At 67.6% G+C, this 22,932-nt stretch carries 18 protein-coding genes, 1 tRNA gene and 4 pseudogenes; 13 read left to right on the forward strand and 10 right to left on the reverse strand.

Annotated features, from left to right (window positions below; all coding sequences use genetic code 11):
* Window positions 1-482: 482 nt before the first annotated feature.
* The 3 genes from C7T91_RS22670 to C7T91_RS33820 form a co-directional block, all read right to left on the reverse strand.
* Entirely contained in the window at window positions 483-1,343 is an 861-nt protein-coding gene (locus tag C7T91_RS22670; protein WP_236638419.1) for an excisionase family DNA-binding protein, read from the reverse strand.
* Between the two features lie 313 nt (window positions 1,344-1,656).
* Window positions 1,657-2,022 (reverse strand): recombinase family protein, encoded by a 366-nt coding sequence (locus C7T91_RS33815; protein WP_201742207.1) that lies wholly within the window; start codon window positions 2,020-2,022, stop codon window positions 1,657-1,659.
* Between the two features lie 98 nt (window positions 2,023-2,120).
* A complete protein-coding gene (locus C7T91_RS33820; RefSeq protein WP_201742208.1) occupies window positions 2,121-2,507 on the reverse strand; it encodes a serine integrase family protein in 387 nt (128 codons plus the stop codon).
* Between the two features lie 301 nt (window positions 2,508-2,808).
* On the opposite strand from C7T91_RS33820, the gene C7T91_RS33825 reads away from it, so the two are divergent.
* On the forward strand, window positions 2,809-3,315 hold the full coding sequence (locus tag C7T91_RS33825; protein WP_330848873.1) for an ATP-binding protein: 507 nt from the start codon (window positions 2,809-2,811) through the stop codon (window positions 3,313-3,315).
* Window positions 3,312-3,686, forward strand: a complete 375-nt coding sequence (locus C7T91_RS38625) for an ATP-binding protein (protein WP_108261391.1) — start codon at window positions 3,312-3,314, stop codon at window positions 3,684-3,686. Before C7T91_RS33825 ends, C7T91_RS38625 begins: the two co-directional genes overlap by 4 nt.
* A gap of 2,352 nt (window positions 3,687-6,038) precedes the next feature.
* On the opposite strand, the gene C7T91_RS22690 is transcribed toward C7T91_RS38625, so the two are convergent.
* Complete coding sequence (locus tag C7T91_RS22690; RefSeq protein WP_108261393.1) at window positions 6,039-7,280, reverse strand: DUF2235 domain-containing protein; 1,242 nt, start codon at window positions 7,278-7,280, stop codon at window positions 6,039-6,041.
* Window positions 7,281-7,466: 186 nt separating this feature from the next.
* Between C7T91_RS22690 and C7T91_RS22695 the strand changes: the two genes are divergently transcribed.
* The 4 genes from C7T91_RS22695 (at window position 7,467) to C7T91_RS22710 (ending at window position 12,508) form a co-directional block, all read left to right on the forward strand.
* Window positions 7,467-8,681 carry an NADP-dependent isocitrate dehydrogenase gene (locus C7T91_RS22695; RefSeq protein WP_108261395.1) on the forward strand — a complete coding sequence of 405 codons (1,215 nt, stop codon included), beginning with the start codon at window positions 7,467-7,469 and terminating at the stop codon, window positions 8,679-8,681.
* A 554-nt stretch (window positions 8,682-9,235) separates the two neighbouring features.
* Complete coding sequence (locus tag C7T91_RS22700) at window positions 9,236-9,862, forward strand: YitT family protein (RefSeq protein WP_108261397.1); 627 nt, start codon at window positions 9,236-9,238, stop codon at window positions 9,860-9,862.
* Between the two features lie 93 nt (window positions 9,863-9,955).
* Window positions 9,956-11,770: a translational GTPase TypA gene (gene typA / locus C7T91_RS22705; protein WP_108261399.1), complete on the forward strand. Its 1,815-nt coding sequence runs from the start codon at window positions 9,956-9,958 to the stop codon at window positions 11,768-11,770.
* Window positions 11,771-11,953: 183 nt separating this feature from the next.
* Window positions 11,954-12,508, forward strand: coding sequence for a cytochrome b (locus C7T91_RS22710; RefSeq protein WP_108261401.1), 555 nt, complete (start codon window positions 11,954-11,956; stop codon window positions 12,506-12,508).
* Window positions 12,509-12,613: 105 nt separating this feature from the next.
* On the opposite strand, the gene scpB is transcribed toward C7T91_RS22710, so the two are convergent.
* Window positions 12,614-13,315 (reverse strand): SMC-Scp complex subunit ScpB, encoded by a 702-nt coding sequence (gene scpB / locus C7T91_RS22715; protein WP_407943324.1) that lies wholly within the window; start codon window positions 13,313-13,315, stop codon window positions 12,614-12,616.
* Entirely contained in the window at window positions 13,312-13,947 is a 636-nt protein-coding gene (locus tag C7T91_RS22720) for a segregation and condensation protein A (protein ID WP_236638420.1), read from the reverse strand. The genes scpB and C7T91_RS22720 overlap by 4 nt, the downstream gene beginning before the upstream one ends.
* On the opposite strand from C7T91_RS22720, the gene C7T91_RS38085 reads away from it, so the two are divergent.
* The 3 genes and pseudogenes from C7T91_RS38085 to C7T91_RS22730 all read left to right on the forward strand — a co-directional run.
* Entirely contained in the window at window positions 13,862-14,122 is a 261-nt protein-coding gene (locus tag C7T91_RS38085; protein WP_269102432.1) for a glycoside hydrolase family 3 N-terminal domain-containing protein, read from the forward strand. The genes C7T91_RS22720 and C7T91_RS38085 overlap by 86 nt on opposite strands.
* Window positions 14,073-14,309, forward strand: a complete 237-nt coding sequence (locus C7T91_RS22725) for a hypothetical protein (RefSeq protein WP_456237855.1) — start codon at window positions 14,073-14,075, stop codon at window positions 14,307-14,309. The genes C7T91_RS38085 and C7T91_RS22725 overlap by 50 nt, the downstream gene beginning before the upstream one ends.
* Window positions 14,306-14,599, forward strand: a pseudogene (locus C7T91_RS22730) (segregation and condensation protein A); the annotation flags it as partial. The gene C7T91_RS22725 and the pseudogene C7T91_RS22730, both read left to right, overlap by 4 nt.
* 300 nt (window positions 14,600-14,899) lie before the next feature.
* On the opposite strand, the pseudogene C7T91_RS38630 reads toward C7T91_RS22730, so the two are convergent.
* The 3 genes and pseudogenes from C7T91_RS38630 to C7T91_RS22745 form a co-directional block, all read right to left on the reverse strand.
* Window positions 14,900-16,435 (reverse strand): annotated as a pseudogene (locus C7T91_RS38630) (hypothetical protein); the annotation flags it as partial.
* Between the two features lie 3 nt (window positions 16,436-16,438).
* Window positions 16,439-17,533 (reverse strand): annotated as a pseudogene (locus C7T91_RS22740) (2'-deoxycytidine 5'-triphosphate deaminase).
* 83 nt (window positions 17,534-17,616) lie between these two features.
* A tRNA-Pro gene (locus C7T91_RS22745) sits at window positions 17,617-17,694 on the reverse strand.
* An 18-nt stretch (window positions 17,695-17,712) separates the two neighbouring features.
* Here C7T91_RS22745 and C7T91_RS22750 point away from each other — a divergent pair.
* Window positions 17,713-18,039 (forward strand): annotated as a pseudogene (locus C7T91_RS22750) (DsbA family protein); the annotation flags it as partial.
* Window positions 18,040-18,168: 129 nt separating this feature from the next.
* Complete coding sequence (locus tag C7T91_RS22755; protein WP_108261405.1) at window positions 18,169-20,136, forward strand: acyltransferase family protein; 1,968 nt, start codon at window positions 18,169-18,171, stop codon at window positions 20,134-20,136.
* 99 nt (window positions 20,137-20,235) lie between these two features.
* On the opposite strand, the gene C7T91_RS22760 is transcribed toward C7T91_RS22755, so the two are convergent.
* Window positions 20,236-20,673: a DUF4174 domain-containing protein gene (locus C7T91_RS22760; RefSeq protein ID WP_108261407.1), complete on the reverse strand. Its 438-nt coding sequence runs from the start codon at window positions 20,671-20,673 to the stop codon at window positions 20,236-20,238.
* Window positions 20,674-20,786: 113 nt separating this feature from the next.
* Between C7T91_RS22760 and C7T91_RS22765 the strand changes: the two genes are divergently transcribed.
* The gene (locus C7T91_RS22765) at window positions 20,787-21,473 is read left to right on the forward strand and encodes a molecular chaperone DjiA (protein WP_108261409.1); all 687 of its coding nucleotides are present in this window, start codon (window positions 20,787-20,789) and stop codon (window positions 21,471-21,473) included.
* 302 nt (window positions 21,474-21,775) lie between these two features.
* A complete protein-coding gene (locus tag C7T91_RS22770; protein WP_108261411.1) occupies window positions 21,776-22,918 on the forward strand; it encodes an FAD-dependent monooxygenase in 1,143 nt (380 codons plus the stop codon).
* Window positions 22,919-22,932: the final 14 nt, after the last annotated feature.

Consider the following 22,932-nt stretch of genomic DNA (forward strand, 5'->3'; position numbering starts at 1 on the left):
TGATCGGGCTCCGGATGCCCCGTGCCCTCGAAGCGCTGGAACACATCCTGGCCCGGCTCGAGCGCGGCGAGATCGCCGCTGCCGAGGCGATCGACGCGCTGCTGGGCGAGGAACGAGCCATTGTCCGCCATCGGTCCGGGGACGATGGCGCGTGCAACGCGCGAGGGCCGCCGCATCGAGGCCGCCCTGCGCACCGCCAAGCTGATGCCCCCTCTCGGCGAATGCATGCATTCACCGAGAGGGCAACGCATCCAGACGCTGGAAAGCACCGACTTCGTTTTCGCGGCGATCTGTCCCCCGGACAGATCGCTCTGCGCTCGAACTCCAGCCGTCGCTGGAGCGGGAGCGGAGTTCGGAATGAGGCCGCCATGGTCCGAAGCCCATGCCGGACGCGCTTGCCCAGCTCGACTTCGTCCGCCGTTCGAAGGTGGTCCATTTCCTTGGCCCGCCTGAGTCAACGTCATGATGCACACCTGTATATGTTATTGAAAGTACATGGTTTTCGGATTCAGATCGGATGTTCGCGGACGTCCTGACTGTAGTTCCGCGGTCCTGATCGCCGAGAGCTGCGCTTCCGGAATGGCCCACGGCGCCCCCTTGCAGACCTGGCTCGCGGTGATCGTGCCCGCACTGATCAGGCGCAGCACCGTCATCTTGCCGACGCCGAGCCGCTTGGAGGCCTCTTCCAAGGTCAGCCCGCCGCGTTCGGCCATTTCCGCCGGGCGATGCACCGGCACCTCGTGCTTGCTGCGGAAGCTGCGCACCCGGGCTTGCGTCCATGGAGTGCCGCGGCCGGTCTTCCGTCCGGGGCGGTTCAGCGTGGCGGCGACCCCGCCATATGACTGCTGCCGGGCCAGGCTGCGGATCAGGTCATGCAGATCTGCGCCGGTGCTCCATCGATGCTGCCCCCTCCGGTTGCGCGGCACGGCCAGACGGGTGTGGTCGCCGCCGCGCCATTGGAGCAGCCTCTCGATCCGCGTCTCGGCCAGGGGCACGACAATTTCCTCGAGCACGGTGCGCAGGATGCGCTTCCTGGTCTCGGCCGCGGCGCCGGGGTGCGACCAGGCCGTCTCGAGGTCGGCCCCGAGGGCCAAGAGCCGGTCCTTCTCTGCGGTTTCCAGGGCGTCGGGACGATCATCCGCTGCCGCTGCGACACGCTCCTCCTGGCGCTGCCCGTCCACCAGGCGATCATTCCAGCGCCGTTCCAGCTCTGCGGCCACAAGGCGCTTCGCCGGATCTACCGCGTCGCACTGGCGGCGCGCCAGATCTGCTTCGTAGCGCGCCTGGGGAAGGGCAAGCTCCGCCTGCCGCCGCCTCCTCGCCCCTGTTCGCGACCGCCGCAATCGCGGCTTCCACGCCCAGTGGAGAGATTTGGGCCGGGACCTCCTCCGACACAGCGGCATCGACGCGGAGGCCGCCGAAGGCGATGCACGCCCGCGTGCCGTGGTTGACATGGGCGCCGCGGCAGCTGTGGCGGACGCAGGTGCCGTCGGTGCCGCTGTAGGAAACATGCAGGCACCGCCCGCAATGGCCACAGCCCAGCAGCCCGGCCAGAAGCGCGCCGCCGCGGCGGACGGCCCCGCGCACCATGAGGCCCCGGCCGTTGGCGTTGCCGGCGATCAGGCGCTGGTTCCTTTCGAACTCCTCCCAGGCAATCTAGCCTTCGTGGTGATCCACGATCAGCACATCCCAGTCGTCCCGGTCGCGGCGGTGGCCCCGGCTGACCCGCTTGCGCCCGTTCTCCACGGCGATGCGGCTGGACGTCCGCCCGAAAGCATAGGCGCCGGCATAGACCGGATTGGTGAGCAAGGCGCGCACCCAATTGTAGACCGGCAGCTTCCAAAAGATCCGCAGGCCGTCCCCGCCCATCTCGACGCAGGGCGGCGGCATCTGCTCCTGGCGCAGCCACAGATGGACCTGGCGGATGCTCCGGAATTCCCCGAACTTCCGGAACACCATCCCGGTCGCCCCGCGCACGCGCTCGTCGGGGTCCCCGGCAATCCGGCCATGCCGGACCTTCACGCACCCCACCGCGACCGCGGGGAAGAGACCGCCCCTCCGCGCCTACTGGCGCAGTGCCTCGAACGAGCGCTGGCGCAGGATCGACAGCTCCATCTCGCTCATGGTGCCCTTTCATGCCGAGAAGGAGGCGGTCGTTCGGGAGGCGCGGATCGCAGAGCCCGCCCCGCCCTCCGGGAGCCCCCCACCAGACCGCAGAACTCCAGCAAGGTGTGCCAGTCGCGCCCGTTGCGCGCGAGCACGAGGCCGACACGCCCCTCGCAGATGGCCGGCAGCAGCCGCTCGAAGCCCGGCCCGACGATGCCGCCGCCCGAACGCCCGAGGTCGTCATCGATCACAACTGGCGCGTCCCAGCCAAGCTGCCGTGCCCGGTCGGCCAGCGCATACTGGCGGCGGCTCTCGTGGTTGTGAAGGATCTGGTCCTGCGTCGACTGCCGCACATGGACGACGGCCTCGCGGCCGAGATGGTCAGGCCCGGTCTTCGCCATTGCCGTCCTCCCGCGGTCCCGCTGCCGGCTCGCCTGCCGCAAGTGTCTCGAGACGCAGCGCTGCAAGAAGCGGCATCAGTGCTGCCCTTGTCGGAGGCGACATTGCGGCCCCCGGTTCGATCAGCCCCGGGAAATTCCCCTGCCGCGGCGCTCCCTGCGGTTCCATGCCTCTCTCCTCCAGCCGGTTCCGGGGACGGGGATAGGGCAGCATCGGGAGCGAGGCGGAGTTCGCGCAGCGCCGCCGGTGCGAGGCGCGGATGCCCGCGGACGGACATCGCCGCCGCAGATGGCTCGAACATCCATGCCGGAACCTGCGCAAGCGTCCCGCCAGGCTGCTGCACGACCGGCATCCTGGTCCCGCCGAGCCGATGGCCGCGCACAATCCGCGCGCGATCGCCGCTGCGTGGATGGACCGGATAGGAGATCGTCGCGTCGCGACCCTGATATTGGGCAATATGCGGTTGGTTCCACCGGGACCGGCAAGAGCCATCTTGCGACGGCGCTTGGCGTGGCGGCGGTAAAGGCCGGGCGCACGGTCTGCCGCGCCACTCTTGCCGAACTGACCGAGGCGCTGTCCCGGGCCGAGCGGCCAGACCGCCTGCCGGAGAAGATCCGGTTCCATACCCGGACCTCGCTGCTGATCGCCGGCAAGATCGGCTATCTGCCGATCACCCGCGGCGGGGCGTACGTTCCGGGGGCTTCCGCGGCCGCACCGCGGCCACGGCCCGCCTCCAATCTTCCAGCTGGTCAACGCCCGCTGCGAAAAGGGAGCGTTCGCCATGGGGCTCGAACCATGGCTCCCTCCTGACCTCAAACCGCGGCTTTGCCGAATGGGGCGACCTCTTCGGCGATCCGGCCGTCGCCAGCGCGCTGCCCGACCGGCTTGTGCACCACGCGGTCCCCGTCCGGATCGAGCGCGCCAGCTGTCGGCTGCGCGCCCATGCGGACCGCATTCCCGGGCATGTCCGCGCAAACGCCCCGATCACCCCGCCACCATCGCCGAAGCGCCGCCGACAGCCGCCGAAACTGAAGAACGGAGCTGCCGATCACCGAAACCGGCTGATCGCCGGACCCGCAAAGTGGGGAACTTTGACCCGCTCCGGCTTGCCCGGGTGGCATTTCGTTCCACGCGTCAATCCTGCTCCCGCAACCAAAATCAACAAGGGCTTGGTGCTGTGATGGCGCCAAGCCTTTTTTTGTTGTGTCCGGCTGGTGTCCGATTCCCGTCCCGTTTCCGTAGCTACCGCGCTCCGCCCTCATGTCGTGACGATGCTCCCGACATGCCGTGCGAGCGGGCAGGGGGGCTGTCGCTCCCCTAAGGGGTACCACGATTTTTCCGGGCCAGGAAGCACGCGCCTGCTCACCATGCCACGTCCAGTCGCTTGCGAATTTGAAAAATTCAGGTGAACCAACGATCGGGACACTGCTCTGCGGCATTTCGGTTCGGGCATTCACATACTGTGTGGCGAGGTCGACCGATCAATGTCATTGAAGCTAAGAACTCGACGACGTGTAGCAGGACTGACGGCCTCAAGGCCGCTGATCTGCACCCTTGGCGAGGCCGGGAGAAGGCGCAGCCTGAAAACAGATGCCGCTTGCAACTCCAATGAAACCCAACGCCCTGGCTGCGGCGGGAAGATGTCCGGCGGATGCAAGATTCGGCAAGAATTCAACAGAATTGATGCTTAGCCAAAAAAATCACCTGGCGTTAACCCTATCCGGCGTCCGGAGGGGCCCGGGGACCTGAAGTCCGGGCCGGCTTTGGCGCACCACGATGCGCCCCGCGCGGCGCCGAGACCCCGCTTTCCGGCCGAGGCCGGATCCGCGATGCCAGGAGACCGCGATGCCCCCCGTCCATCCCCGCCCCTTTCCCGCAATGACTCAGCGCGCCCGGCTGCGCGTTGCCGCTTCGGCTCTTGCCCTCGGAACACCCGCACCGCTCTGGTGGCGGAGTTTGGGCCGCGTCCTGCGGAGCTTCGGCCGGATCCTGCCATCCGCCGCGGCCTCTGGCCTGGGCGCGCTCGCGCTGTCGGGGCCGGCCGTGGCAAGCTGCGTCTCGATGGACAACAGCGGCTACCGATGGGAGGCCTGCCAAGGCGACAGCGGCACCGGCAGCAGCAAGCATGGCAAGGCGGGGGACAACGTGGTCATCGACACCGGCACGGCCTCCCATGATGCCGGCTATATCGCCAGCGGCTACCTGCTGAACGCTCCGGTCGGATACGGGGTGGTCATGGGCGGATCGATCGGCGGGCGCGGCCAAGACGAGGCGGAAGGCGGAATCGCAGGGACAGTCAACCTGACCAATGGCGGCACGGTCAGCCTGAGCGAGGATGCCGACCAGGGATTCCTGTCCAGCCTGCTCCTGGGATACAGCATCGGCGGCGCAGGCGATCCGCAGAACGACAACTACCGCTCCAGCGGCGGTGGCGGCGGCAGCGGCAACAACGTGAACGTCACGAATGCCGGCCTCTTGGAAGTGCTGTCGCTGACGGCCAGGGCAGGGCGCGGCATCAGCGGCATCCTTGCCCATAGCGGCGGCGGAACGGGCGGCGCGCAGAATGGCGGCCTGACCGGGGACCAGGCCGGCGGGGCGGGCGGGCCGGGCTGGTCTGTCTTCCTGACCAACAGGAACGCCGTGACTTTGGGCAGCCAGAATGCGCCGCTGCGGAACCTGGATTATGCCTGGGGCATCGCCGCGCGGTCCGTGGGCGGCACAGGCGGCGCAGACAACGGCGCCGGCGGCGCGTCCAACCTCGTCAGCGTGGTGAATGGCGATACGTCGGATGCTCCGATCTACATCCATGCAGACACCTCGGGCAGCGTGCGCGGCATCTACACGCTGAGCCGCGGCGCCGACGGCATGGCTTCTCAGGACAGCAGCGATGACGGGGGCACCGGCGCGGACGCCTTCCACGCGAGCGTCACCACCCATTCGGACATCACTGTGATCAACACCGGCGAGGCCTCCGAGCTTTCGGGCGGCATTGTTGCGCTGAACCAGGGCGGCAATGGCGGCGCGGGCTACGAGGACGGCAATGGTGGCCAGGGCGGCGTCGGCGTCCCGACCGACACGAAGCTGGCGGTGAACGTCCTGGACGGCGCGACCGTATCGGTCCATGGCGACAATGTCCTGGGCGTCGTCGCGCTGGCAAGCGGCGGCAAGGGCGGCGCGGGCGATGACGACAGCTCGGGCGGAACCGGCGGCTATGGAGGCTGGGTAGACCTGACGATCGAAGGCAACATCAGGACCGACGGGACCAATGCCTATGGACTGCTCGGGCAGAGCATCGGCGGCCAGGGCGGGGATGCTGCCAATGCGGGCGGGCTGCTGGGCGAGGCTGGCGGCGGCGGCTTCGGCGGCAATGCCGATACCGTCCAGGCCGATCTGAACGGCGACATCGAGACATATGGCGACTTCGCGGCCGGTGTGACGCTGCACTCGATCGGCGGCGGCGGCGGAACCGGCGGCGATTTCGTCGACGTGCTGGGCGGCGGTGCGGGCAATGGCGGCGCCGGCGGCAACGGGGATCACGCGATCTTCTCCAGCGATGGCGGCACGATCACCACCAATGGCGCGCATTCGCTGGGTATCCTCGTCCAGTCGATCGGCGGCAGCGGCGGCCACGGCGGCATTGCGGCGGGCGCGACGCTGGAACTCGGCGGCGACGGCGGCGAAGGGGCCGTCCAGCGCCGCCGGGCCGTGTCCGACACGTCCCCCGCCGCCGCCACCGCGCCGCGCGGCCCCGGAAAGAAGCGCAGGGTCAGCCGGTCGACCAGCTTGTATGTCAGCTCGGGATTGCCGAACGGCCCCTCGGCATCCGCCGCCCCGGCAAATGCCGCCAGCATCTCGGGATCGAAGGCCAGCCCGGCTTCTTCCGCGCCTCCGGCGATCCAGCCCAGCGTCTCCATGCCCAGCCCCTGATGGCCCTCGGTCAGCGACCCGCCGACCGTGCCATGCACGCCCGGAAACCAGAGCTGGCGATAGGGCTGCCCCTCGGCCTTCGCGTTCAACTCCGCCAGCTTCTCCGCATCCCAGGGCACCGACTTGTAGGTGGCCCGCGGCTCGTCGATCGAGATCACGTGGCGCGCCGCCATCACCATCGACGACAGCTTCTGGTCGTGGAAGCGGTAGCGCTTGTTGACCCGTGCCAGCCCCGGCCAGAGCTCGGGCACGCCGAGCGCGCCGACCGTGTCGAATATCCCCATGTAGCGGATGCGCAGCAGCTCGCAGGCACCGGGACGGCTCTCCGCCTCTTCCGGTTCGGTGGCAAGGCCGGGATTGACCCAAGCACGCAGCGACCGCGCCCGCGCTTCCCAAGGGGCATCGCCCGGACGGCGGCTGCGATAGACGCCCATCAGATGGCCGAGCAGCGCCGGCTCGTCCGAGAGCGGCAGGCTGCAATTGCGCAGCAGCCCGACCAGCGAGCGCGCCGTGTAAGCGCCGCGCGAGAAGCCGAAGACGAAGATTTCGTCGCCCGGTTCGTAGGTGCGGATCAGGAAGCGGTAGGCCTTGAGGATCTTGTCGTCGAGCCCCCAGCCAAACACGCCGCCGCCGACCTTGTCGATCGTGTGGCGGATGCGGCCGACATCGCCCGGCGTGCCGACCCCGTCGATATAGAAGACCTTCTGCGCAATTCCGTCCGGCGCCATGCCGTCGACCGCCGCCTCCGACAGCCGAAGGATGTTGGTGATCGGCCGTCCCTCCTCCGCCAGCACGGCCCGATCGCTGCGGTTCCAGGTGCCGTCGCAGAAAATTGCAATGCGCTTCATGCCAAATTTACCCTCTCGCCGTCCCAGTGGAGCATGGCCGCTGCCGTCGCGACACTCAACGCCGAACTGCCCCGCCCTCACGCGGTTTTGGCTTGTATACGAACGTATGCAATGCTGGCCCCCGGCGGAGAAATGCTGTAATGCGGCACCAGATCTACACAACGCTCCCGACTCAGAGGACCACCGATGACCAAGATCAAGGTAGACAACCCGATCGTCGAAATGGACGGCGACGAGATGACCCGGATCATCTGGGATTTCATCAAGCAGAAGCTGATCCTTCCCTATCTTGACCTCGATCTCCTCTATTACGACCTCTCGATCCAGGAGCGCGACGCGACCTCCGACCAGATCACCATCGACGCGGCCGAGAAGACCAAGGAAATCGGCGTCGCGGTGAAATGCGCGACGATCACCCCCGACGAGCAGCGGGTCGAGGAATTCGGCCTGAAGAAGATGTGGCGCAGCCCCAACGGCACGATCCGCAACATCCTCGGCGGCGTGGTCTTCCGCCAGCCGATCATCTGCCGCAACGTGCCGCGCCTCGTCCCGGGCTGGACCCATCCGATCGTGATCGGCCGCCATGCCTTCGGCGACCAGTACCGCGCCACCGATTTCCTGATGCCGGGCCCGGGCAAGCTGATCCTGAAATTCGAGGGCGATGACGGGCAGGTCATCGAGCGCGAAGTCTACCAGTCCCCCTCCGCAGGCGTCGCGCAGGCGCAGTACAACCTCGACAGCTCGATCATCGACTTCGCCCGCGCCTCGATGAATTACGGGCTGAACCTCGGCTGGCCGGTCTACCTGTCGACCAAGAACACCATCCTCAAGGCCTATGACGGCCGCTTCAAGGACCTGTTCCAGAAGGTCTACGAGGAAGAGTTCGAAGAGAAGTTCAAGGCCAAGGGCATCTGGTACGAGCACCGGCTGATCGACGACATGGTCGCCTGCTGCATGAAGTGGTCGGGCAAGTTCGTCTGGGCCTGCAAGAACTACGATGGCGACGTGCAGTCCGACACCGTGGCGCAGGGATTCGGCTCGCTCGGCCTGATGACCTCGCAGCTGATGACGCCGGACGGCAAGATCGTCGAGGCCGAGGCGGCGCACGGCACCGTCACCCGCCACTACCGCCAGCACCAGGAAGGCAAGTCGACCTCGACGAACTCGATCGCCTCGATCTTCGCCTGGACCGGCGGGCTGAAGCACCGCGCCAAGCTCGACCAGAACACCGCGCTCATGGCCTTCGCCACCACGCTGGAGAAGACCATCGTCGAGACCGTGGAATCGGGCTTCATGACCAAGGACCTGGCGCTGCTCGTCGGCCCGGACCAGGGCTGGCTGACCACGATGGGCTTCCTCGAGAAGATCGACGAGAACCTCAACAAGGCGCTCGTCGGCTGAGCCGATCCTCCGCGGACCGCTCCGGCGGTCCGCTTTCCCCGGCGACCGGGTCCGCCACCGCTGCGGACAGCCAAAAAAGGGCGGCGACAGGTTGCACCCGCCCCACGCTGCCGTCCGTCATGGGCGCCCTGCTGCAAGCCTGCCGGAAGGCGTCCCAAGGGTGCCTTGAAACCTAGCCATGCGCGCGCCCTGCACGCCGGAGGCTGTCATCCCGGCACAGCTTCTGGCCGGACGGCAGCCTCCCGGTCACGACGGATTTTCCGCCCGCTCGCCCGAAGCTCCCGCATGCCCCGGCCGCGCCTCCGCCATGGCCGGGTCCGATCCGGATGGCGGGGCCTGCATACCCGCACCCCCGGGAGGACGGCAGAATCGCACCATGCGGCCGGACAGCTCCGCCGCTCTCTTGCCAAGCCGCTCGCCGGATAGGCAGGCCGCATGGTTTCCCATCCAAAACGCGGCTGACGTTGCGTCCCGGAGCCCCCGCACCTTGCGCTCGGCCCGGCAAACGGGTTTGAGTTGGGTCAGAATCCCTGCCCTTCCTGACGGAGCCCGCCATGCCCGCACCGATGCCCATTCCCGCGACGGACGCAACCGAGCACAGCGTGCTCGACGACGTGCAGGGGCTGTCCACCGGCATCGTGATGTGCTCGCTCGGCCTCGTCCTGCTGACCCATCTGGGCTTCATGACCGGCCAGACCGCGGGCGCGGCGGTGATCATCTCCTACCTGACCGGCTATTCCTTCGGGAAAGTGTTCTTCGTCATCAACCTGCCCTTCTACTGGCTGGCGGTGAAGCGGATGGGCTGGGAATTCATCCTGAAATCATTGGGCTGCGTCACCGCGCTGGCGGTCTGCACCGACTACATGCCGCTCGGCTTCCAGATCGAGCGGCTGAACCCCTATCTCGGGGTCGCCTTCTTCGGCACCGTCACCGGCATCGGCCTCCTGGCTATTTTCCGCCATGGCGGATCGCTCGGCGGGCTCGGCATCGTCGCCCTCTACATCCAGGACAATTTCGGCTTCCGCGCAGGCTATGTCCAGCTGATCGTCGATGCCGTGCTGTTCCTGATCGCGGCGCTTCTCTTTCCCTTCACGGTGGTCTACTATTCGCTCATCGGAGCGGCGATCCTGAACATCCTGATCGCCTTCAACCACCGCAGGGACCGCTATATCGCGCGGTAACACGCCGAATGGGTCAATTCTGCTGTCTTTAGGACTAGCCTTCCGCGCTGCAGCGCTGTAGGGCCAGCGCAACTTCAGACAAGGACGCCTCCCATGGATCTGCGCAATATCGCGATCATTGCTCACGTTGACCACGGCAAGACGACCCTCGTGGACGAACTGCTGAAACAATCCGGCACCTACCGTGAAAACCAGGCGACGACCGAGCGCGCCATGGACTCCAACGACCTCGAGCGCGAACGCGGGATCACCATCCTCGCGAAAGCGACCAGCGTCGAGTGGAAAGGCACGCGGATCAACATCGTCGACACGCCCGGCCACGCCGATTTCGGCGGCGAAGTCGAACGCATCCTGTCCATGGTCGACGGCGTCGTCCTGCTGGTCGACGCGGCCGAAGGCCCGATGCCGCAGACCAAGTTCGTGACCTCGAAGGCGCTGGCGCTCGGCCTGAAGCCGATCGTCGTGCTGAACAAGGTCGACAAGCCGGATGCGGAACCCGACCGCGCGCTGGACGAAGTGTTCGACCTCTTTGCCTCGCTCGACGCCAATGACGAGCAGCTCGACTTCCCGTCGCTCTACGCCTCCGGCCGCAACGGCTGGTGCGATGCCGAGCTCGACGGCCCGCGCAAGGATCTGTCGGCGCTGTTCGACCTGGTGCTGAAGCATGTCGAGCCGCCGAAGCAGATCGCCAAGAAGGACCAGCCGTTCTCCATGCTGGCGACCACGCTGGGCGCGGACCCGTTCATCGGCCGCCTGCTGACCGGGCGCGTCGAGTCGGGCACGCTGAAGGCCGGCACCACCGTCAACGCCCTGTCGCGCGACGGCAGCCGCGTCGAACAGTTCCGCGTCACCAAGATTCTCGCCTTCCGCGGCCTGTCGCAGCAGCCGATCGAGCTGGCCGAGGCCGGCGACATCGTCAGCCTCGCAGGCATGTCGAAGGCCACCGTGGCCGACACGATCTGCGATCCGTCGATCACCGAGGCGATCCCGGCCCAGCCGATCGACCCGCCGACCATCACCGTCACCTTCGGCATCAATGACAGCCCGCTGGCCGGCCGCGACGGCGACAAGGTCCAGTCGCGCGTCATCCGCGACCGCCTGATGAAGGAAGCCGAGTCGAACGTCGCCATCAAGATCTCCGACACCCCCGGCGGCGAGGCCTTCGAGGTTGCGGGCCGCGGCGAACTGCAGATGGGCGTCCTGATCGAGAACATGCGCCGCGAGGGCTTCGAGCTGTCGATCTCCCGCCCGCAGGTTCTGTTCCGCGAAGAGAACGGCCAGCGCCTCGAGCCGATCGAGGAAGTCACCATCGACGTGGATGACGAATACTCCGGCGCGGTGATCGAGAAGCTGACCGGCCCGCGCAAGGGCGAGATGACCGAAATGCGCCAGAACGCCGGCAAGACCCGCATCATCGCGCTGGTCCCGTCGCGCGGCCTGATCGGCTATCACGGCGAGTTCCTGACCGATACCCGCGGCACCGGCGTGATGAACCGCGTGTTCCACGAATGGGCCCCCCACAAGGGCGCGATCCCCGGCCGCCGCGCGGGCGTTCTGATCTCCATGGAGAACGGCACTTCCGTCGCCTACGCGCTGTGGAACCTCGAGGAACGCGGCAAGATGTTCATCGGCGCGCAGGAGCCGATCTACCAGGGCATGATCATCGGCGAGCACAGCCGCGACAACGACCTGGAAGTGAACCCGCTGAAAGGGAAGAAGCTGACCAACGTCCGCGCCTCGGGCACGGATGACGCGGTCCGCCTGACCACGCCGGTCACGCTGACGCTGGAACAGGCCATCGCCTATATCGACGATGACGAGCTGGTGGAGGTGACGCCGAACGCGATCCGCCTGCGCAAGCGCTATCTCGATCCGCATGAGCGCAAGCGGATGGCGAAATCGGCCTGATGCGGGCCTGACATCCGATGGTTTTGGCGGCGCCTTCCTCGCGGAGGGCGCCGCTTTCCGTTTCAAGAGCTGCCGCCGGAAAGTTGCATCACGGCGGACTCACATTTCCGCCAGAGGCCTCGCGCTGCGCTGCGGCATCCCCATATGATCTTGAGTTCCCATGTTTTTCTTCAGGATGGTCATATGTCCGAACGCACGCCTATTCTCGACACGCAAGATGGCTACGGTCTTGTCACCCGCATTCTCCACTGGGCGCTGGCCGTCCTGATCCTGTGGCAGCTGACCGGCATGGGCTTCAAGCTGCTGCTCGGCGACAGCGCGGTGACGAATTTCTTCCGGGGCCATCATGGCGATCTGGGCGCGGCGATCTTCGTCCTGGCCGTCGCCCGCGTTGCCTGGGCGGTTGCAATGCGCAACCGTCGCCCTTCGCATGGCAATGCGCTGCAGCGGATTGCCGTCAAGGCGGGCCATGGCGCGCTCTATGCGCTGATCGTCTTCGTGCCGCTGGCCGCAATCCTGCGCGCGATCGGCGGCACGCGGGGCTTCGCGCCCTTCGGCATCGAGCTCGCCGCGCCGCGTGAGGTGCCGGTGGAATGGATGGTCAATCTCGGCAATGCGCTGCATGGCGAGGCCGGCTGGGTGATGGCCGCGCTGATCGCAGGCCATGTCGCCATGGTCGCCCTGCATGAAGGCGTGCTGCGCGACGGCACGCTGCGCAAGATGGCTGGGCGCGCCTGAACCGGTTGCAACCTGCAACTGTCGGCCTGACAGACAGGACCCCCGCGCGGAATTCCGGCGGGGGCCTTTTGTTTCCATCGATTTGAAGCCTCAAGTTGAAGCGGATCAGAACATCTCTTCCTGATCTTCGCCATCGTCTTCGTCCTGGCCCTCGTCCCCGCCCTGCGGCCGCGCGGTCTCGTCGGCGCCCGGCATCCGCCGCGCATCGAGAAGCCCCGCGGCGCGCAGCTCGTCGAGCCCCGGCAGGTCTTTCGGCGAGGACAGCGAGAAATGGTCGAGGAAGGCCTCGGTGACGACGAAGGTCACCGGCCGACCCGGTGTCTCGCGCCGCCGCCCGACCCGGATCCAGTCGAGGTCAAGAAGCAAATCGATCGTGCCTTTCGACACGGCGACGCCGCGGATCTCCTCGATCTCGGCGCGGGTGGCAGGCTGGTGATAGGCGATGATCGCCAGGGTCTCGATCGCGGCACGGCTCAGCTTGCGGGTCTCGACCACTTCCTTCTGCATCAGGAAGGACACGTCCGGCGCAGTGCGGATAGCCCAGGCCTCGCCGACCTGAACGACATTGACGCCGCGGCCGCGGTAATGGTTCTGCAGCATCGCGACGGCAGTGCGCACGTCGCAGCCCTGCGGCATCCGCGTGCCCATCTCGCGCAGCGTCAGCGGCTCGGAGGTCGCGAAGAGCATCGCCTCGACCATCCGCTCCTGTTCGGCCAGGGGCGGAGCATCGAAGAGTCCCGGGTCCTCCAGTGCCCCCATTTCCTCGGGATCGGCACCGGCCGGCAGGTCGTCGTCTTGGGTATTCATTCAGGTTTCTTGCGCAGCTCGATGAGGCCGAAGATATCGGACTGCCGTATCTCCACCCGGCCCTCCTTGGCAAGCTCAAGCGTCGCCGCAAAGGTCGCCGCAAGCGACGAGCGCCGCCGCGCCGCATCGCCCTGCCACTCCACCGGCAGGTAGCTCGACAGGTCCGACCACTGCCCGGCGAAAGCAATCATGCCGCGCAGCCGGTCGAGCGCCTGCTCCATGGTCAGGATCGCGTCGCGGTCCATGACATAGGGACGGAAATCATCCTTGGTGCGGATGCGGGCATAGGCCTGCATCAGGTCCAGCAGAGTGGCCTGGTACATGACGTTGCGATGGGTCGAGATGCCCTCGGGCATGCCGCGGGCGAAGACGTCGCGGCCCAGGCGGTCGCGGCCCATCAGCCTTGCCGCCGCCTCGCGCATCGCGGCAAGACGTTCCAGCTGGAAGGCCAAATGATCTGCCAGTTCTTCGGCGCTCGGTCCCTCTTCCTCGGTGCTGAAGCACATTCCCGGCCATGGCCGCGGCACCTCGGACAGCCATCTCGAGCTGCCCCGCGTCGGGGCCACGCTGGCCCAGCTGCGCGCGGTCGATTTCGCCGCCTTCCAGGCGCTGGCCGACCTGCCGATGGGCATGACCGCGCATATCGTCTATCCGGCGATCGATCCGGATCTGCCCGCCACCCAGTCAAAGCCTGTGATCGATGCGGTCCGCCGCGNAGATCGGCTTCGACGGCCTGCTGATGACCGACGACCTGTCGATGCAGGCGCTGTCGGGGCCCTTCGCCGAGCGCGCTGCCCTTTCGCTTGATGCCGGCTGCGATGTCGTGCTCCACTGCAACGGCGACCAGGCGGAGATGGAGGCGGTCATGGTGGGCACCGGCGCGCTTGCGGGCAAGGCGCTCTACCGCGCCCACAGGGCGATGATGCTGCGCGGTGCGGTCGAAGAGGCCGATATCGCGGCGCTCGAGGCGGAGCTGGCGGAGATCCTGGGGTGACGGAGGAGACGGCCNTCCAACGTCACGGNAGATCGAAGCCNCGCCGCGCCGCCGAAGCCCTGATCGTGGATGTCGACGGCTTCGAGGGGCCGCTCGACCTCCTACTCTCGCTGTCGCGCACCCAGAAGGTCGACCTGCGCACCATCTCGGTTCTCGCGCTCGCCGAGCAGTATCTGGACTTCGTCGACAAGGCCAAGGCGCTCCGGATCGAGCTGGCTGCCGATTATCTGGTGATGGCGGCCTGGCTGGCCTTCCTGAAATCGAAGCTGCTGCTGCCGCCCGATCCCAGTCGGGTTGATGACCATGTATTCCATCACGTCGGAGAATTCCGGCGAGCGGTGGCTCGGCTGGTTCTGCCCGACGACCGAGCGGGTCTCGAAGGTGACCTTGCCGCTGTCGATGATCTTCGCCGTGAAATCCGGAATGTTCACCCAGATATGCCGCTTGCCGAGCGGGAAGTTCATCCAGCGCTCGCGTTCCATCGCGGCGAGGACCGAGGCCAGCCGGTCCTCGGGCTCCTTGTTGAGTTCCCCCAGCGTGCCCTTGCCCGCCACGCCGTCGGTGGCCAGCCCGTGGTCGCGCTGGAAGGCCGCGACCTGCTGGACCACGCCGTCGTCATAGGCGGAACTGCCGCCGCGGCCATAGCCCATCGCGGCGAGCCGCGCCGCCATCTGCGCCACGGCCGGGCCCGACTGCCCCTTCTGCAGGGCCGGGGCTGCGACGGGACGCGCACCGGCTATGTCATCGTCTGGACCGACGAGAGCGGCGCGGACGGGGCGGGCCACGGCGTCTACGGCCAGCGCTATGCCGCCGACGGCGGGCGGATCGGGCCGGAATTCCGGGTGAACGAGGGCACCGCCTCGAACCAGTCCCAGCCGCAGGCGGCGGGGCTTGCCGATGGCGGCTTCGTGGTCGTCTACCACTCCGACCGCACGGCGGCGGGCAGCGAATACCGCGACGTGCTGATGCGCCGCTACGATGCCGCCGGAACGGCGGCACCCGCGGTCAACCTGACCCAGGCCGAGTTCGGCACCAACACCGAGTCCCTGCCGCATGTGGCGGCGCTCGATGACGGCGGCTGGCTGGTCAGCTGGCAGTCGAGCCTCGGCGACGTGCATGCCCAGATCTTCGATGCGGCCGGAAGTTCCTCCGGGTCCTTCCAGGTCAACCAGGCGACGGCCGCCGCGCAGACCCAGATCCGGGCCGCGCAGATGGAGGACGGCGACATCGTCTTCGTCTATTCCGCGGGGAGCTCCGGCGCCGAGGGCGACGGATCGCAGACCGGAATCTACGCGCGCCGCTTCGGCGCCGACGGCACGCCGGACCCGGCGGGCGAATACCTGGTCAACACGGTGACCGCCGACCGGCAGGAATACGGCCAGGCCGCCGCGCTGACGACCGGCGGCCATGTCGTGGTGTGGCATTCGCTGAACCAGGACGGCTCGGGCTGGGGCGTCTACGGCCAGCTCTTCGATGCCGCCGGAGCGCCGGTCGGGGCCGAGTTCATCGTCAACAGCTACACAAGCAGCAGCCAGTACAGCTCCGTCGTGGCCGCGCTGGCCGATGGCGGCTTCGTGGTCGCCTGGTATGACGACTGGTCGAGCGGAGAACAGTACCGCGATGTCTTCGCGCAGGTCTACAATGCCGATGGCAGCCGCCGCGACGGCGATTTCAAGGTCAACCTGCCCGATGCCGGCTACCAGTCCGCGCCGGCCATCACCGCGTTTTCCGATGGCGGCTTCGCCATCGCCTGGCAATCGAGCGCGGGCGAGGATGGCGACGGCTACGGCATCCTGCACCGGGTCTACGGCTCGGACCAGTCGGGGGTGCTGCAATTCGACGGCTGGGACCTGCGCGGCAGCATCGGCGAGTCCGCGCTGAATGCCGGGCTGGTGGCGCTCGATGCCGACCGGGTGGCGACGGTGGACCTGTCGGGCGGCGCCTCGCTGGACGGGGCCGTGCTGACGGTCACCGGCACGGTCCCGGCCGATGCGCGCTATCCGCTCACGTGGCCGCGGAGCTGCGCGGGCTCGGGCGCGACGAAATCCTGGCGCGTCTGGGCGGCGAAACCGTGGCCGCGCAGGCGGCCCGGCTGGCCGCACTGAAGGCGCGTTTGCCGGCCGCATAGATCAATGTGAAAAAACTTTAATTTTCGTCTTGCAGCCGCCGGAGAAAACAGTAGAAGACCCAAGCTTGGCCAGCTTGAGGCCCTGGCCCTGGTAGTTCGAGGCCAGATCCGCGCCGTAGAGCACGTCCGGCCGCTCGGTCATCCGTTCGTAGAGCAGCCGTCCCACGACCTGGCCGTGATCGAGCGCGAAGGGCGCTTCGTGGCAGCGGACTTCGAGCACGCCGCGGGCGCCGTGGCCGCCCGCGGCAGCGTGGCCGAAGCCCGGATCGAAGAAGCCCGCGTAATGCACCCGGAACTCGCCGACCATGGCGAAATAGGGCGCCATCTCGGCGGCGCAATCGGGCGGAATGGTCACCGCCTCGCGGCTGACCAGGATGTAGAAGGCGCCGGGGTCGAGGATCAGGCGGCGGTCCTCGGTCTCGAGCCGCTCCCAGAATTCGCGCACCGGNATAGGCGCCGATCCGGTCGAGGTCGATCACTCCGGTATGGGGCTTGGCGCGGTAGCCGACGAGGCCGCCCGGGCCNGGGGCTGAGATCGACCGAGAAGCCGAGGCCTTCCGAGATCACCGCCGGGCCGCCATCGACCAGCGGNCTCGGCNCGCGTGGCGCGCTGCCAGCTCGGCATCCTCCAGAACGGCGCGGCCGCGGCGCAGGCGCAGCTGGTTCAGCCGCATGCCCGGGCGCACCAGCACGGAGAAGCTGCGCGGGCAGATCTCCGCATAGAGCGGGCCGTCGTAGCCTGCGGGAATCCGGTCGAATTCGGTGCCGTTATCGGTGACCAGCCGGGTCAGCAGGTCGAGCCGCCCGGTGGAGCTTTTGGCATTNCGCCACGCCTTCGAGCCCTTCGGGCATGCGCAGGCGCTCCATCAGCGGGACGAGATAGACGCAGCCCTTCTCCAGAACGGCGCCGTCGCTCAGATCGATGCGGTGCATCAGGAAATCGGGCAGGCGGTCGGAGATCTTGGCGTCCTTCCCGGCAAGGAAGGAGGCACGCAGGCGATAGGCGGTATGGCCGAGCCGGAGATCCAGCGACGCTGGCTGGATCTGCCCATCGACGAGCGGCTGGAGCGGCGCNGATCACGCCGGTCTCAACCANGCTGCGCCAGCTCCTGANCGTGGCAGAACCCCCTGTCCGTTGGATTCGGTCATGGTTCCTCCACGTATCTTCGTGCGGTTATATGGTCGGGCCAGCGAGATTCGAACTCACGACCTTCCGTCCCCCAGACGGACGCGCTAACCAGGCTGCGCCATGGCCCGACGTAGGACTCGGTAAAGGCGGCGCGCTTCGCCGTGGCGGTGAAGCAGCTGGCCGGCGACGCGGCCTATGAACAAGTGCATGACGCGCTGATGACGATGCGCGGCAATGTCACCGACGACGCGCTGGCGCGGATCGGCAAGGATGCCGGCGTCGGTGTCGCGGCGGTCACCGCCCAAATGGACGACGCCTCGGTGACGGCCGAGCTGCAGGCCAATCACGAGCTGGCCGGAAAGCTGTCGATCTCGGGCACGCCGACCTTCATCATGGGCGACGAAATCCTGCGCGGCTACCTTCCGCTCGATGCGATGCGCCAGGTTGCGGAACAGGAACGCGCAGACGGCTGATTTCCGGGCGCGGCGCGCGGAGCGCCGCGCATTCCGGGCGTGACGCATGTGTCCCGCACGCGCAGCGGTTGACCTCGGCAAGGGGCGCATCTACCGAGGTCGGCAGCGACACATTCAGGAATTCCGCCCATGCGCCACCGCCCGGAGATTGACGGCCTGAGGGCCTTTGCCGTTCTGCCCGTCATTCTCTACCATGCGCATCTGGGCCCGTTCACCGGCGGCTATGTCGGCGTCGACGTGTTCTTCGTGCTCTCGGGCTTCCTGATCACCTCGCTCCTGGCGGAGGATCTCGAGAAGGGGCGCTATTCGCTGGCGGGCTTCTACGAGCGCCGCGCGCGGCGGCTGGTCCCGGCGCTTGCCGTCGTGCTTGCCGCGACCACGATCGCCGCCGGGTCGATCCTGTTCCCCGCCCAGCTCGAAGGCTATGCCCAGAGCCTGCTGGCCTCGGCGCTGTTCTATGCGAACATGCATTTCTGGCTGACCAGCGGCTATTTCGCGCCTACCGCCGAAGAGCTGCCGCTGCTGCACATCTGGAGCCTGGCGGTCGAGGAGCAGTTCTACCTGCTCTTCCCGCCGCTGCTGGCCCTGCTGTGGCGGATGGCGCAGAAGCAGCGGCTCCGGCTGCTCTGGGGGGCGGCGGCGCTGTCCTTCGTTCTTTGCGTCGCCGGGATCGCCGACTATCCCACCGCCACCTTCTTCCTGCTGCCGACCCGCGCCTGGGAACTTCTGGCGGGCAGCCTGCTGGCGCTGCACCTGCACGGGCGCGAGCGCAACGGCCGCGGCCTTCCGGCGGCGATCGGGCTGGGCCTGATCCTCGTGGCGGTCTTCGCCTTCAACGAAGGCACGCCCTTCCCGTCGCATTTCGCGCTGCTGCCAGTGCTCGGCACGGTGCTGGTGCTGCGCTACGCGGCGCCCGGCCAGGCGGTGTTCCGCGTGCTGACCTGGAAGCCCTTCGTCTGGGCCGGGCTGATCTCCTACAGCGCCTATCTGTGGCACCAGCCGGTCCTCGTGCTGGGCCAGGCCGCAAGCTATGACCCGCTGGGGCATTGGGCCCGCGCCGGCCTGGTCCTGCTGTCGCTGGCGCTGGCCGCTCTGACCTGGAAATTCGTCGAACAGCCCTTCCGCGGCCGTCCCGCAAAGCTTCTGCCCGGCCGCAACGCGATCCTCGGCGCCACCGCCGCCGTGCTTTGCGCCATCTCGCTGGCCGGAGCTTCCGGCATGGCCAGCGGCGGCTGGGCACGGCTCTGGGAAGCGGCGCGCTCGAAGGACATCGTCGCGACCTACCGCCTACTGGCCGCGCGCAACTACACCGCCGACGATCCGATGCCGGGCGACTGCCGCTTCGGCCTCTACGTGACCGAAGACGATCGGGCGGAGGTGTCGATGATCGCGCAGCGCATCCGCGACTGCCAGAGCCGCCACGGGCCCGGGATTGCGGTGCTCGGCGACAGCCACGGCTCGGATCTCTACCGCGCCGTGCTGGCCAGCAGCGACGAGCCCTTCATCGTCGGCCTCGCCCGCGGAAGCTGCCGGTTCCATGACGGCAAGCCCGGCTGCCCCTACGAGTCGCTGGCGCGGTTCCTGCGCGAAAGCCCCGATGCCTTCCGCGCGATCATCTTCGAGCAGGCCGCCTATCCGCTGCTGCGCTCCGAAGAGTTCGGCGAGTCCACCCGCGACATGTTCACCCAGCTCCCCCTCGATGCCGAGGTTCCGGACTACAAGCCGGTCCGCAAGCGCATCGCGGAGCCGCGCGACTACCTCGCCGAGCTGCCGGGCAATGCGCGGATCATCTGGTTCGGGCCGCGCCCGGTCCATTACATCCCCGACCAGTTCATCCTGAAGAAGGGCTGCGAATATCCCTACCGGCTGCGCACCAATATCGAAGGGCCGATCCGCAATCTCGACGCGGCGATCCGCAAGGCCGTCGAGGGAACCAGGATCGAATACGTCTCGCAGCTCGAGCTGATGCAGCCCGACTTCCCCGGCGACCTGCTGGATTGCAGCGCGATCTACTGGACGGATGGCGACCATTTCAGCGCCGAAGGCGAGGTCCGCTTCGGCAAGCGCTACGATCTGGTCAACCGGCTGGGTCTCTGACCCGGCCGGTCACTCCCCGCCGGAGGACGGTCCGCGGCGCAGCACCGGCTCGGCCCGGCCGCGCGGATCGCGCGGTGCAGGCGCCGGCGGGACCGCGGCTCAGCCCGCGCCGCCCTGCCGCGCGTCGCGGATCTCCTGCTGGCGCAGCGGCAGCTTGTCGATCACCCGGGTCAGTTCGCGCACGTCCCAGGGCGCGGGCTTGCGCAGCTCGACGCGGCCGTCCTTGCCGATCAGCACCACCGAGAAACCGCGCGGGCGCAGCTGCTTGCGCAGCGCGCTGACCGTGTCCGGATCGGTGTCGGTCAGCACGACCACGTCGCGTTCGATCAGCGGATCGGGCCGGGCGCGCAGCATGTCCATCTGCAGGACGAAGCGCGGGTCCTCGGGCGTGTCGGCAAAGACCACGACCGGCCGCTTCAGCCAGAGGAAGTCCGACAGCTCGGCCGGTCCCTCCACGAAGGGCCCCTCGGCCGGGGCGGCCGAGGCGGAGATTGCGAGGGCAAGGGCGGAGAGCAGGGAACGGATGCGCATCTTCATGCTCCAGATATAGGCGCTCCGCGAACTGAAACGAAATACAAAGCCGCGTCAGGACGGTGACAATCGCGTTGGCGCACATTGCATCGTGGCGCGGTTCCGGCATAACCGGCGCCATGTCGATCTGGTCCCGCATAGCCCAAGCCCTGTCTGCGCTCGCCTCCGGAGAGCCGCTGGCGCGGCTTTTCGAGCGTCTGCGCACGCCGCCGGAACGCTCGGTGGCCTTCACCATCGCGGTGATCGCGCTGGGGGCGAAGATGGCCAAGGCCGACGGCCAGGTGACCCGCGACGAGGTCCGCGCCTTCCGCGAGGTGTTCCAGATCCCGCCGGGCGAGGAGGCCAATGCCGCCCGCGTCTTCAACCTGGCGCGCCAGGACGTGGCCGGGTTCGAGGAATACGCCCGCCGGGTGCGCGCGATGTTCGGCGCGGGCGATCCGGTGCTGCGCGACCTGATGGAGGGGCTGTTCCACATCGCCGTGGCCGATGGCGACTACCATCCGGAAGAGGCCGAGTTCCTGTCGCGTGTGGCATCGATCTTCGAGCTGGGCCCGCGCGAGTTCCGCGCCATGCGGGCGCGCTTCGTCCGCGATGCCGATGCCGATCCCTATGACGTGCTGGATGTCGATCCCGACGCGCCGATGCCCGAGATCCGCAGCGCCTGGCGGCGCCTGGTGCGCGAGACCCATCCCGACCGGATGATCGCCCGCGGCGTGCCGGAGGAGGGCGTGAAGCTGGCCGAGGCGCGGCTGATCGCGATCAACCGCGCCTGGGAAGAGATCTCCGGCTCCGACCGCGCCGCCTGAGACGGCTCCGGCCGGGAGCGTCCCCGCCGCCGGAACCCACACCAGGCGTGCCGCCGGCGCGGCCGTGAGTCGCCCGGCCTCCGGCGGCCCGGGTCAGCCGGCCCGCCGGAATGCCGCCCTGCCGGACCCCGCAAAACTCGTTTGTACAAAAACGAGTATTTTGCGGGCAGACCTGCCCGAATTTCGGCCTCGAGGGGTGGAATCGGGCAGAAAAACCGGTCCGGAGCCTTAAAAATGATGCAAATCAAATATCGTTTGTGTACAAACAAAAAAGTCAGAGGACTTCAGGAAGGACAGACAGAATGACGTCGGTGGAACAGATCGATATCGCCGTGATCGGTGCGGGCCTCGGCGGGGCTGCCGCCGCCGGGTTGCTGGCCAAGGCCGGCTTCTCGGTGCACAGCTTCGAGCAGGCCCCGGAATTCACCCGTCTCGGTGCCGGCATCCATATCGGCCCGAACGTGATGAAGATCTTCCGCGAGCTCGGCCTCGAGGAAAAGCTTTCCTCGATCGGCTCGCATCCCTCGCACTGGTTCTCGCGCGACGGCAATACCGGCGAATACCTCTCCGAGATCCCGCTGGGCGAGTACGCGCTGAAGGAATACGGCGCGCCCTACATCACCATCCACCGCGGCGACATGCATGCGGTGCAGATCGAGGCGCTCGACCAGTCGCGCGTCCATTTCGATCACCGCCTGACCGATATCGAGGAACGCGACAGCGACGTTCTCTTGAGCTTCGCCAACGGCAAGCAGGTCGCGGCCAAGCTGGTGGTCGGTGCCGACGGCATCAATTCGGTGATCCGCGAGAAGCTCCTGGGCGCCGAAAAGCCGCGCTTCTCGGGCTGGGTCGGGCACCGGGCGCTGGTCAACATGGACAAGCTGCGCGCCACCGGCCTGGAATACGAGCGCTGCGTGAAATGGTGGTGGGAACACTCGCGCCACATCATGGCCTATGCCACCAAGCATGACGCCTCCGAATACTACTATGTCACCGGCGTGCCGGTCGACAGCTGGGACCACGAGACCGGCTTCGTCGACAGCTCGCGCGAGGAGATGGAAGCGATCTTCGGCGGCTCGCACCCGATGGTGCAGGGGCTGATCGACGCGACCGAGACCGTCACCAAATGGCCGTTCTGGAACCGCGACCCGATGGGCCTGTGGTCGCGCGGCCGCCTGGTGATGATCGGAGATGCCTGCCACCCGATGCGCCCGCACATGGCGCAGGGCGCCTGCATGGCGATCGAGGACGCGGCCGTTCTGGCGCGCTGCCTGTCGGAGACCGGAACGGGGGATTACGCCACGGCCTTCGGCATGTATGAGCGCACCCGCAAGGACCGCGCGACCAAGGTGCAGACCATTTCCAACGCCAATACTTGGCTCAAGGAGCCCGAGGACCCGGCATGGGTCTATGCCTACGAGCCCTTCGGCGTCGAACTCGCCTGATCCATGACGCGGGT

This window comes from Mangrovicoccus ximenensis (genome assembly GCF_003056725.1).
GTDB classification, from domain to species: Bacteria; Pseudomonadota; Alphaproteobacteria; order Rhodobacterales; family Rhodobacteraceae; genus Mangrovicoccus; species Mangrovicoccus ximenensis.